This window comes from Agarivorans sp. QJM3NY_33, assembly GCF_050870865.2.
Lineage (GTDB): Bacteria > Pseudomonadota > Gammaproteobacteria > Enterobacterales > Celerinatantimonadaceae > Agarivorans.
Window position 1 is genome coordinate 2,915,680 of record NZ_CP194039.2, and the last position, 11,871, is coordinate 2,927,550.

Sequence of the window (11,871 nt, forward strand, 5' to 3'; positions counted from 1 at the left end):
TTTAACTAAGGAAGCGTCGTGTCTACGCAAGGTTCCGCTGGCAATGTGATTGCCGCAATCTGTAGTTTTTTTATTCCCGGTCTGGGTCAGTTAGTCCAGGGAAGATTGTTAGCCGCATTGCTATTTTTTGTGGTGACCGCCGCAGGTTACGCCATGTGGTGGCTGATTTTTCCTTCAGTCATTGCTGCATTGGTTCATCTATGGGCGATTATTGACGCAGCTCGGTTTCGCTCTGGAGAATAAAAATGAGAATACTAACCCTTATGTTACTGCTGAGCTTGATACAGGGCTGTGAATCAACCTACTACTCGGCCATGGAAAAAGTAGGTTACCACAAGCGCGAAATATTGGTGGACCGAGTCGAAGACGCTCAACAGAGCCAACAACAAGCGCAACAACAGTTTGGCTCGGCCCTAGAGCAACTAAAAACACTAAGCCAATTTGAAGGTGGCGACCTCGAAGATATCTATGATGAAGTCAACGCCCAATATCAAGATGCTCAGGCTGCGGCCGAAGACGTGAGTCAGCAAATCAATCAAGTCGCCAGTGTCGCCGAGGCTATGTTTGATGAATGGCGTGGCGAATTGGACCAATACCAGTCGAAGAGTCTCAAAGCGCAAAGTAGTAAACAACTCACCACTACCCGCCAACGCTACGCCAGCATGTTAAAGGCGATGCGCAAGGCCGAAGCGCAAATGCAACCGGTATTAAGTCGACTCAAGGACAATCAACTTTACTTGAAACACAACCTGAATGCCCGTGCCATTGGGGCGGTTGGCCAAGAGTTTTCACGCTTAGAAAAAGAGGTGGCGAGTGTCATCGAACAGATGAGTAAGGCGATTGCCGAGTCCGATAAATTTATTGCCAGCATGCAATAAATACTAAATAGCCAATGCTGGCAGTCAGTTAACGACTCGCCAGCAGTGTTTTAGGCACTTCAAGAAAGCCCCCTTTCTGCAACATTTCCTTCATAAAATTGTAGTAAATTTGCCATTGCTCATACTTAGCCTAGGCGCAACAGTGACCCGCAATGCATATATTTAACCATCAAATTCGATTGACTCAGCCCCCTTCAGAACATCAGCAACGGACCCGGCAAAGTTGGTTTTCTTCGCGACATGTTAGGCCGATACTATTCACGCTTATTTGCAGCCTCCTGCCCATCGTAATGAGTTATTCTTGGACCTTAGCGCATACTAAGCAGCAGCGTCGTGAAGCATTTGCTCAGCAATTTGAACTCAGTTATCAAGCAATAAACCAAAACCTGCAGGCGCTGCATCACTATTTTATTGGCTTAGATCGACTCGATATTAACTGTGATCCTGAAACCCTACTAGCACTACGCAAGGTGCATTTTCAAATCACTTATGTCGCAGAACTTGGTTTAGTTGATCAAAGCGGACAACTCAGATGTAGCAGCTGGGGGCCGGTCAATCCCCCTTATGAGGTCCTTAAACCAGTCGCGAATCAGCAACTGCGTTACTATGGGCCAAGCGTTTTGGAATACAGTCAAGAGGTGGCGATGATTATCGCCAAAACACGCAGCAATGGGAGTGAAATTAACGCGGCAATCCCGTTATCTGTATTTAAGGCTTTTGTTCAAGGCAACGACAATAAACAAGATCTCGTTGCTTTGGTCGACTCAAACAATGGCACACCATTATTTGTCAATGGTCACTACAGCTTACCACTGCAGCACGGCAAGACACTATTTCCTTTAACTCAACCGGTGATCGATCAAACCGCCCACTTTGACGACTCAAACAGGCGGTATTACTTAGCGAAACCGTTTTCCGCTCTGCCCGGTTTAAGCTTGTTATCGACTCGTACCGAGCAACAACTTTATCTTGGGGCCCACCGCTTATCCCTGTTACAGGTCGCATTGTATTTATTGCTAATTTGCGGCATCTTTTATTTTATCCAACGCCAACAGGGGCGTCGACTTAGCCAAAAAAGTCAGTTAAAAACAGCCATCCGTAATCAAGAATTCATTAACTATTACCAAGCAATCTGGGATAGCCGAACGGGTCGTTTAATCGGCGTAGAACTGTTAGCTCGATGGTTACACCCAATTGACGGCATACGCAGCCCAGATTCATTTTTGCCAGACATCCAACGGTACCGACTTCAGGTGGCTTTAACCGAGCAGCTACTGGCGACCTTAAAGACCGATCTCAATGGCTTGCTCACACACAATGCTTTACTAAAGATCAATATCAACATCACTGGTCAGCATCTCAACGATCCCGAGTTTGTGGTGAAACTGTTGGCGATTCATCAAACTTGCCGGCAAATTTGTCTGGAAATTACCGAAACTCAACTGGTGGATATAGACTCACCACAGGTTCAAGACGCGCTCAGTAAACTACAAACCCAAGGCGTAAAATTAGCCATCGATGACTTTGGAACAGGTTATGCAGGCTTACAGTATTTGCAACAACTCCCCTTAGATACGCTAAAAATTGACCGCAGCTTTGTGGCTGCTATCCATACCGACTCTCCGCAGGCTAAAGTACTCGATGGAGTCATAGACCTAGCCTTAAATCTTAATCTACAAATTGTGGCAGAAGGAGTAGAAACCGAGGCTCAAGCTCAGTATTTACGTGACAAAGGTGTCTACTTACACCAAGGTTGGTTGTATAGCAAAGCAGGCCCTATCGAGGATTTATTAACACTCACACCAATCATTGAACCGCCAGCGGCGCGACAATTTAACCCGGTTTATGGTGAGAGCTCTTGAATTGCTCAACACTTGCCAATCCCCAAAGACTCTATCAAGCACTCCAAGGCAAATGTGCTGCTCAAGCATCTAGCTCGATACCGTTAGCAAGGATCTCTATAGAATTTACAAAACAAATTTAGTTTCAAACCGTTAGCGAAACTTGCAAGCAGGCGTCAAGTTCCGCAGAATAGCGCGGTACAATTAGCAGAGACTTAATCATGATTTCAAAATGGGCAAAACGCTTCTTTCAAATGGCTGAACTGGTTGGCTCTTGGAGTAAAGATCCTTCCACTCAAGTTGGTGCGGTCATCACCGAGCACAATCGTATCGTATCGCTAGGATTTAACGGTTACCCACACGGAATTTCCGACAGTGCAGAAACCGACAATCGCGAGATGAAACTGCTTAAAACCCTACACGCAGAAGAAAACGCGATCTTATTTGCCAAGCGCGATCTATCTGGTTGTGAAATTTGGGTCACCCACTTTCCCTGCCCCAATTGCGCCGCAAAAATCATTCAAACTGGGATTAGCGAAGTTCATTGTCCTGAGCAAAACCAAGAATTTATGGCTCGTTGGGGTGACAAAATAAAAATAAGCCAAGATATGTTTGAGCAAGCTGGTGTGCGAGTTGACTGGTTGCCTCAACAGGAACTAAGTAAAGCATCGGCAGACTAACCCCTTGCTACTGGTTGATGTAAGTCCTTAACTTTTTCGGCTGCGGCATAGCGATTGGCTAGCAGCGCACAGTAAAAAATCTGGATTGGATGATAGAGCATAATCGGTAGCAACAGCATCCCGAGGTCTGGGTTAGCGCTAAAGATCACCTTAGCCATCGGCACTCCCGCCGCTAAGGTTTTCTTGCTACCACAAAAAACTGCGGCAATTTCATCGGCCGAATTAAAGTCCAGTAGTCTCGCAACCAAACGAATACTATGCACGACACTAAGCAACACCAATAGCGAGATCAGGAATGAAAATAATAAATATCGCGGACTAAACTCCCCCCAAATATGCTCCACCACCGAATCACTAAAAGCATTAAACACAATCAATAAGATCACTAGCTTATCAATTTTATTTAAGATGCTTTTATAACGCTGAAACAGGCTTAACAACAGTGGTCGTAGAGCTTGCCCAATGATCATCGGCAACAACAATAATTGACAAATGGAACTCACCGTTGCCATTAAATCCATAGCGCCGCCGTCTCCGCCCATGAATAACTGCACTAACAAAGGCGTGATAAAGACCCCAAGCAGACTCGATAGGGAGGCATTAAATACAGCCCCCGCAACGTTCCCTTGAGCAATACTGGTCATCGCGACCGACGACGAAATAGTACTGGGCAAGGCGAATAAGTAACAGAAACCAAAGGCCAGCGCACTGGGCAATAAGGCATGTAACAAGTCACCAAACAGTACCCATAGTAACGGATAAACCACAAAAGTGGTCACTTGAACCATCAGATGTAATCGCCAATTAAACAGCCCTTTTTTGATTTCCTTCGGTGCCAAACCTAAACCATGCAAAAAGAAAATTAAGGCAATACCGATCGCCGTCAGCTGATCAAGATGCAAATAGCCTCCGGAGCGTCCCCATTGTGGCACCAGCAACGCCAGTACAATAGCGAACAACATACCGAGTAAAAACCATTCTTTTTTTATCCAACGGAAGTACATCATAATTGGGATAAGCTCTTGATATTTAAGCGACAGTCATATCATACGAAATGAACTAGCACAAATGCAAAATAATCTTTATATGAACCTATTCCGCTTTATCATCCGCTCTCATTTAATTGAATAAACAAATATTCTACTTCAACGCTCAGAGCAAGCTCAGCAGCTTTGTATTGGATATCTTAATAAAGGCTATTAAGCACTTAATCACAACTTTTCGATAAGCTGGCGCCAAATCAGAGGAGATATATGATGATTACCCCTAGCTTATGTAAGTTATCTTTAGCAGCGCTTATCGCATCGAGCTGTTTATTCAATGTCAGCCCCAGCACAGCGGGCACTCCCCAAGCCACTCAGGCCGAGCAACTGCAACAAGCGCTGTACAACGAATCCTATACCTTAGCGGTGAATGCCTATCTATGGGGTTCAACCTTAGTCAGAATGGAGCAAATCGCCCGCCAATATTCCGATGTATCTGAACCCCAAGCGGCCACCAGTTATCGTGGCCCACTCAATCAGTTTGGTCATGCCCGTCGACTCAGTACGCCTGCCGATACCGACATGCCAACAGCCAACCGCGACACCTTGTACTCCAGCGCGGTACTGGACTTAAGCCAAGAGCCGATGGTCTTGAGTGTACCAAAGCTTGATCAACGCTACTACGTCATCAACATGTTCGACATGTGGCATAACTTGTTTCAATATGTAGGCACTCGCGAAACAGGCAAGCTAGCCAAACAGTTCTTAATTGTTCCTCCGGGCTGGGAAAAAAAATCAACCACCCCGCGCGACCTGAGCATTATTGAAGCGCCAACGAGCAAAGTGTGGTTATGGGGGCGTACCCAAGTATTTGGTGAGCAAGATTACCCAGCAGCGCACCAGATCCAAGATCAGTACACCCTCACCCCACTGAGCGAGTATGCCGGTGAAGCCAGTAGTAAAGTAACATTCAGCCCCTTAGCACCTCGTCCAGGTAAGGCCGATGACCCACTCCGTTTCTTCGTTGAACTTGGTGAATACTTAATGGCTAATCCACTACCGGAACGTCAACAAGCCTTAGCGGGTCAATTTAGCAAAATCGGTCTCAGCCAAGATGGTTTCGATGTAAGTTCACTGAGTGAGTCCAGCCAAGAAGCGCTAATTGCTGGTATACAAGACGCACAGAAAATTGTTATGGCACAACAGGCCAACCCTGCCAATCTCGAATTTAAAGACGGTTGGGTATATACCTTCGCGCTAGACGCCTTTGGCGATGACAATGCAATGCGTTCACTTATTGCTCACCCCTACCTCGGTGGCCAAGGGCCTCAGGAAGCCATCTATCCGATGGCCGCGATGGACGTAAACGGTCAACCGCTATCTGGTGAAAACAGCTATGTAATGAATTTTGACGGCGAGCCACCAGTCGACGCATTTTGGTCAGTCACGGTCTATGATGCGCAAACCAAGATGTTGGTTGAAAATTCGATCCACCGCTACAGCATCAGCAACTTGAATCAACTGAATAAAAACCCAAACGGTTCATTTCAATTGCAACTTAGCCATAAAAAACCGACCGACGGACAACTTGCAAACTGGCTGCCACTGCCAGAAGGTCGCTTCTATGTATTAGCTCGACTGTATATTCCGTCGAAACAAATTCTCGACATGAGCTGGACGGTGCCAGGGATCAGCAAGGTCCAATAGCATTATTTCACCCGGAAATAGCCGAACCATATCGGCTACTTCCGATTGATTGACTTGATCATGAGTAATCCATAGTCCTAGGAAAAAATTGATGACTAAATTGGTAACCAGCCTCTGTACGCTTCCTTTAATGTTCTCTGGTTTGACTTGGGCAGAAACCGCCAGCGACAATTTACAAGACATGTCGGATCCACTTGCTGTTTATACCCAAGTTGGCGGCGGCATCACCGATATGGGCCTCAACCTAAAAATTGGCCAAAGCTATGATACCGGAGTCGAAAATCTCGGCGGGATGAATGTTTTTGAAGTAAAAGGCTTTGCCGGTGACATCACCGGTTGGAGTGACTCCCAAACGGGACCCAGAAACAATAGTATTGACTCAATCCGCTTTCGAAATTTTGAAGCCAGTCTAGAAAGCGGTCGCGGCAGACAATTGGATGTGAATTATAACCTTGCCCAAGAGTTCGGCACGGCTTCCTATAGCTTCATTCAAGCCTTGCCCAAGTTTGGCCAGCTTAGTCTGTTTCCACTGCTTGGTGCGGGTGTTGCCTTTGGCAATAATGTAATGGGCGACCACCAACAAACAATCAGCGGCTACTCGGTACCCGGAACGTTTGCGGTGGTCGGAACTTACGCCAAGTATGCGCTTAGTGACCGCCTGTGGCTTAACTATAACCCGATGTGGATGAATACATTGTCGGGCTCGGATATATACAAACAACATGGCTTTGAGGACCACGATAGCGTGTTAACTCACGAAATAGCGCTCTCCTACCAAGTATCGCCGCGCTTTAATATTAGGTATTTTGCCAACTGGTCTGAGTATAGCGACATAAGCAAAGGCAACCATCGGATAGAATTTAACTACCAGCTCTAAATCATCGAGCAACCATTTACGCTGCCACTCAAGTCGAGCGGCAGCGTGAACCCACGCCCTACACGAGAACACCGAATGGTCATTCACCCAACAACATTTCACTATCAACACTACCCCACGGTCTATGGTTGATTAGAATCACTTGCCTTTATGTGGTTTGTCGTATTGGTTACCCTCGGGATTGCAATTTGGCTCATCGCCAAACTTTGGCATATCCACTCTATCCCCAAGCACCTGGCATAGGAGCAAGGTCTGGCGCAGGCTAAACTGATTTTTTGGTTGTGCATTCTTGGGCTGTTTTATAAACCACTATGGATCCTTGCCGTTTTGGCCATCGTCACCGATTGGGAAAAACTACAACAGTGGCTTAAAGGAGCAGTCTCATGAAAGAAATTATGTTGCCCTATATATTGATCGTATGGTTACTATTCAAATTTAAGGTTCTCAAACCAAGCGCCAGAAACTACTTTGCCAGCATCGTGATTGGTTGTTTATTGGCACTGGCACTGTTTGTCGGTCACCGCTTCTACTCGCCCTTAGATTTAACCAATTCAACTACGGTCAAGGCCCCCACGCAGTGCTCTCACCCGCATTGGGTCAGCACATCGATAAGATCTACGTCGATCATAACCAACAAGTGAATGAGGGAGAGATCCTTTATACCTTAAAGGACGATAAAATTGCCGCCGCGATGAGCGAAGTACACTCGGGCTTAAGTGAAGTAAAACGAAGCATTGAAGCCCAGCAGGTGCTGCTTTCTCAGGCGCAGCGCGATTACCAGCGTAACTACGATATGCAACAGCACGTCAGCCTTAAAGAACTGGAAGAGTCAGAAGATGCGGTCGCGATGATCAAAGCCGAGTTGAAAATACTTGAGGCGAAGCGAAATGGCCTGCTGGCGAAACTTGATAACCTCAAATTTGACTTATCACGACTCACGGTTCGCGCGCCCTTCACTGGCATGGTCACACATGTATACATTGCCGATGGTTCACGGATTGGCTCGCTGCATCTTTGGGATATCAACAAAAAATTTGTCGAAATGCGGATTGCCGATCAAGCCTATCAATACATTAAACCGGGACAGTTTAGCGAATTTTATGTGGATAGCTTTCCGGGACAAATATTTCGCGCCAAAGTCCATAGTATCGTGAAGGCAACGGGCGAAGCCCAAGGCAATCTATTGCCCACGGAGCAAGCCGTATCCAACCATATTCAACGCGGTGGCGCGCCAGTAGGTCGAACCGTAATCTTGAGTATCGACCAAACCACCATGGACATGATGCCCATCGGAGCCACTGGCTCGGCATGGATCAGTGCCGAGAAGCCTCACGCCCTATTCGGCTTTCTTGACATTATTGGCGGAGCGACCTTAAGGCTAAGCTCAGTCAAATCCTATCTGACCGCACTCTAAGCGCACGCCCCTGACGCAAAGTACAGTGCTGTGCGAGCACTGGACTTTTCCTGCGGAATCAAACGCAGCCCCGATAAATGGAGGCCGCAATGGAGGCCACTATGATATTGACAAGGCCTAAAGCCATGCATGACAAGCTTGGAATTGATAACGGCTTTCCTCCCCTGAGCCAACACGGAGACTCAGCCTTGCCTTCGGAACTGACAAAATCTGGCTATCCTCTGATTGACACACTCCGACCGAAGCGAAACCGCAGACAGAGACCAAGCCAATCCACCAGCGGCCAGTCAGCGTCTATGCGACGAAAACCAAGCGACTGCTTGAAAATTTAATCTATCACGAGAACGTCAGCAACTGGTCTCAAAGCAATGAAAATCCAGACATTTCATTGCGCTTACAAGTCAAGCATAAAAAATCAGTCGATAGACAACTTGCAAACCAGCGGCCACGACGAAACGCCAACTTGCTTGTATTCAGCCGCGGGGATATTCCGTCACAACAAATTTTCGACATGAACCGGACGGTGCCAGACAGCAGCAAAATTCAATCACCACATTTCCACCGGAAATAACCGAGTCATATCGGATTTTTCCAATTGCACGCCGAACCACCTTAGACTTTTCCCAAGAAACAACCGCGCGTTTCACCAGCTTGTAAAAAAATTAATAGCGAAGGCATTGAAGATGTCTACAAAAAAACCGCACACCAGCGGCACAATAATAAACGCCCGATGCGCCGCTCCATGTTGTTTACTCACCGCCGTCATATTAGCGATGGCAGTCGCGGTAGAGCCAAGGGTGATCCCACCAAAGCCAGAGCAAATGACGCAGGCTTGGTAGTCTCTTCCCATCAAACGAAACACCACCAACAAGGAAAACATAACCGACAGTAAAATTTGTAAGCTCATCACCACCGACAAGTAGCGAAACAAACCCGCTAGCTCCCAAACTTTTAAATCCATCAGCGCCATCACAATAAACATCCCCAAACAAATATCGGAGATCAGTGACAAGCCCTGATCACTGCCCTCAACATGTGCTTTGGGTAGCACTTTACCGGGACGATTACCAATCAATATGCCTGCCATTAGACAGGACACAAACATAGGAAGCTCGGCACCAGCAGCCTGGAGACCTTGTTGTATGCCATAGCCCAACATTAATGCCAAGTTAAGCCGAAGCCAGGCAAATAGCAGGCTATAACTGTCGACCATTTGGTGGGGTTTGGTATAGGCCTGACCAATATCTAAAGACGCTTCCTGATTCCCCTGTAAACGGTGTTTGCTAATTAAATAATTGGCAATTGGTCCGCCAATTACGCAGGCAAAGATCAGACCAATGGTATTACTGGCAATGCCTAACTCCATAGCATTACTGATCCCTAAGTCATTCACAAACTTTGGCGCCCACGCCAAAGTTGTACCCACCCCACCAATCAGCGCAATCGAGCCAGACATCAGGCCAGCTCGGGGATCCATCCCAAAACTACTCGCAACCCCCATGCCGATAAGGTTTTGCAACACAATATAAATAGCAGCCAAGCCACTTAAAATCAGTAAAGGTTTCCCCCCGCGGAGCAACGATTTGATATCCGCATTCAGCCCCATCGCAGCAAAAAAGTACAGTAGCAAAATATCTCTAGCTTCAAGATCAAAACTAATTTGAATGCCAAACAAAAAGTAAACGGCCGCCACCACACAGGCACATAAAAAGCCGCCAATCACCGGCTCAGGAATGCTGTAACGTCTCAGTAATTCATAACGATTAAGACTGGCTTTACCGACAAACAATAAAATAATGGCGAGGGTAAATGAAAAGAAACCACTGGCACTCAAATTTTCCATAGCTAAACCCTTAAAATATATATGGATACTTCGCGTTGTCAGTTTAGCACTATTAATACATTTTGTTTGCGTATATCTATCGCTGCTGGGCACACTGCAAAGCTGAACGCTTTGCTTTTTTATCTTTTAAATCAATCACACATCAAGCGCTGCAATCTTTCAATAAGCCGCAAGCGCTAAATCAACAAGCCTGATCTGGCCGCCAGCCCCATTTTAGACCAGCGATGTGCATGACTCAGACGAATCCTTTGTGTTGCGCTCGCCCTTATGGCGCTAAAACGAGTGATTTAAGGTGACACCGATAAACTGATTATGATTATCAAAATGACCATTCATTAAACCGGATTGGATCGCCGGCGAACCATAATCCACGTAGCTATAATAAACATTCATCGACAACTTTGCGTTCCATTGATAAGTCGCGCCGATGCTATAACGATGCTGCTCTGCAACCGGTAGGTCTGCCGATTGGCGACTGGCATCATCCAGTGGTGAACTGGTGTAACCCAAGCCAGCTTCTAAACGAAGTGTCGGATTCAGTTGATAACGTCCCCCAATAGCTGCAAACCAAACATCCTTGAAATCACGTTTTTTTTCGGCCACCTGCTGATTATTTAGTTCGATAGAAGTGATTTCGTTAGCACTCCATTGCTCCCAACCAAGGCTCCATACCATGCTCATGGGCTGGCTCAGTTGGTGCAAACCAGACAGTTCAAACTGGGCAGGATGAACTAAATTGATCCCAACATCGCCTTCCACAGGAGAACTGGAACGCAGATGCCCCCCAAAATTGTGGTGCATCGCAGAGCGATAGCTCGCGCCCAAGCGATGCTGGTGGTTAATTTGATAACTCAAACCTAAGTTGTAACCAAAGGCAAAAGAATCGGTTTCTAAAGCTGCATTATCATTGAGCAGCTGTTGTTCAAAGTTTGCGTAATCCACTTGAATACCGGCACCCAGCGACCACGCCTCCGACAGGCGATATGAGACTGAAGGGTTAAATTGCAACACCGATAGTTGCAAGCTATTTAAACTCAGAGCCCCCGCATACTGCTTCCCGTAGTCTAAAGCACTACCGCCAGTGGCTACCAAACTAGCCCCCACAGCAAGTGTGTCAGAAAGGGGCTCAAGCCAATAGAGTGAGCCATAAGCCTGAACGCCGCCCGCATTATCGCTGTCCAGAGCAGAACTGCGCTGATCATGATATTGCACTTGCAGATCCATGGCCGCCAAATTTACCGCCAGCTGTCGTTCACTGAAATATGCCATCGCAGCGGGATTGCTGTAGGCCGTACTGGCATTGTCGGCAAGTACCGCGCTGCCCGCACCCGCAGTCCCCACATTGAGCTTGCTCATCTCCTGTACCAACGAGCCTGCCGCATAGGCTGGACTGGATAGAACGGCGATGGTGAATAGCGATAACCTGCTGCCTAACTGCATCATCATGAACTCCTGGATACTGCAACGCGATGTTGAGTCGCTAACAACAAGCGCTTGTGAGTGAAAAAATGAATGCCCTAGGCTAGCAAATTCAAGCGGCTGAACTTGCTATAAAAAAGAATAGCGTGAATTAAATAATTTAATATAAAACCAATTTTCCATAAAAAATATTCAAAAAATCAACTCAATATGAATCATCCATCGCAAT

10 protein-coding genes are annotated in these 11,871 nt (G+C 46.7%); 7 read left to right on the forward strand and 3 right to left on the reverse strand.

All coding sequences use genetic code 11. From position 1 onward, the window contains the following. The first annotated feature begins 18 nt into the window (after nt 1–18). The 4 genes from ACRRSY_RS13135 (at nt 19) to ACRRSY_RS13150 (ending at nt 3,399) form a co-directional block, all read left to right on the forward strand. On the forward strand, nt 19–243 hold the full coding sequence (locus ACRRSY_RS13135) for a hypothetical protein (RefSeq protein WP_432452764.1): 225 nt from the start codon (nt 19–21) through the stop codon (nt 241–243). 2 nt (nt 244–245) lie between these two features. Then, nucleotides 246–878 (forward strand): DUF2959 family protein, encoded by a 633-nt coding sequence (locus ACRRSY_RS13140; protein ID WP_432459561.1) that lies wholly within the window; start codon nt 246–248, stop codon nt 876–878. A 152-nt stretch (nt 879–1,030) separates the two neighbouring features. Then, nucleotides 1,031–2,740, forward strand: a complete 1,710-nt coding sequence (locus tag ACRRSY_RS13145) for an EAL domain-containing protein (RefSeq protein WP_432463366.1) — start codon at nt 1,031–1,033, stop codon at nt 2,738–2,740. Nucleotides 2,741–2,940: 200 nt separating this feature from the next. Beyond that, nucleotides 2,941–3,399: a dCMP deaminase family protein gene (locus tag ACRRSY_RS13150; protein WP_432463367.1), complete on the forward strand. Its 459-nt coding sequence runs from the start codon at nt 2,941–2,943 to the stop codon at nt 3,397–3,399. Here the strand turns inward: ACRRSY_RS13150 and ACRRSY_RS13155 are convergent. Next, a complete protein-coding gene (locus tag ACRRSY_RS13155) occupies nt 3,396–4,406 on the reverse strand; it encodes a bile acid:sodium symporter family protein (RefSeq protein ID WP_432463368.1) in 1,011 nt (336 codons plus the stop codon). The genes ACRRSY_RS13150 and ACRRSY_RS13155 overlap by 4 nt on opposite strands. Nucleotides 4,407–4,652: 246 nt before the next feature. Between ACRRSY_RS13155 and ACRRSY_RS13160 the strand changes: the two genes are divergently transcribed. From ACRRSY_RS13160 to ACRRSY_RS13170, 3 genes are all read left to right on the forward strand, one after another. Further along, nucleotides 4,653–6,089, forward strand: coding sequence for a DUF1254 domain-containing protein (locus tag ACRRSY_RS13160; protein WP_432463369.1), 1,437 nt, complete (start codon nt 4,653–4,655; stop codon nt 6,087–6,089). Nucleotides 6,090–6,180: 91 nt separating this feature from the next. Then, nucleotides 6,181–6,966, forward strand: coding sequence for a hypothetical protein (locus tag ACRRSY_RS13165; RefSeq protein WP_432463370.1), 786 nt, complete (start codon nt 6,181–6,183; stop codon nt 6,964–6,966). A gap of 577 nt (nt 6,967–7,543) precedes the next feature. After that, nucleotides 7,544–8,380, forward strand: coding sequence for an HlyD family secretion protein (locus tag ACRRSY_RS13170; protein WP_432452756.1), 837 nt, complete (start codon nt 7,544–7,546; stop codon nt 8,378–8,380). 643 nt (nt 8,381–9,023) lie between these two features. Here the strand turns inward: ACRRSY_RS13170 and gltS are convergent. Both gltS and ACRRSY_RS13180 read right to left on the reverse strand, forming a co-directional pair. Next, the gene (gltS, locus tag ACRRSY_RS13175; protein ID WP_432463371.1) at nt 9,024–10,223 is read right to left on the reverse strand and encodes a sodium/glutamate symporter; all 1,200 of its coding nucleotides are present in this window, start codon (nt 10,221–10,223) and stop codon (nt 9,024–9,026) included. Between the two features lie 273 nt (nt 10,224–10,496). Then, nucleotides 10,497–11,669 (reverse strand): OmpP1/FadL family transporter, encoded by a 1,173-nt coding sequence (locus tag ACRRSY_RS13180; protein ID WP_432463372.1) that lies wholly within the window; start codon nt 11,667–11,669, stop codon nt 10,497–10,499. Between the last annotated feature and the right edge of the window lie 202 nt (nt 11,670–11,871).

What these genes read in the sequence shown, in the direction of transcription:
- ACRRSY_RS13140 (WP_432459561.1), top strand. Translation starts at nt 246, where the DNA reads ATGAGAATACTAACCCTTATGTTACTGCTGAGCTTGATACAGGGCTGT.
- ACRRSY_RS13145 (WP_432463366.1), top strand. Translation starts at nt 1,031, where the DNA reads ATGCATATATTTAACCATCAAATTCGATTGACTCAGCCCCCTTCAGAA.
- ACRRSY_RS13150 (WP_432463367.1), top strand. Translation starts at nt 2,941, where the DNA reads ATGATTTCAAAATGGGCAAAACGCTTCTTTCAAATGGCTGAACTGGTT.
- ACRRSY_RS13155 (WP_432463368.1), bottom strand. Translation starts at nt 4,406, where the DNA reads ATGATGTACTTCCGTTGGATAAAAAAAGAATGGTTTTTACTCGGTATG.
- ACRRSY_RS13160 (WP_432463369.1), top strand. Translation starts at nt 4,653, where the DNA reads ATGATGATTACCCCTAGCTTATGTAAGTTATCTTTAGCAGCGCTTATC.
- ACRRSY_RS13165 (WP_432463370.1), top strand. Translation starts at nt 6,181, where the DNA reads ATGACTAAATTGGTAACCAGCCTCTGTACGCTTCCTTTAATGTTCTCT.
- gltS (WP_432463371.1), bottom strand. Translation starts at nt 10,223, where the DNA reads ATGGAAAATTTGAGTGCCAGTGGTTTCTTTTCATTTACCCTCGCCATT.
- ACRRSY_RS13180 (WP_432463372.1), bottom strand. Translation starts at nt 11,669, where the DNA reads ATGATGATGCAGTTAGGCAGCAGGTTATCGCTATTCACCATCGCCGTT.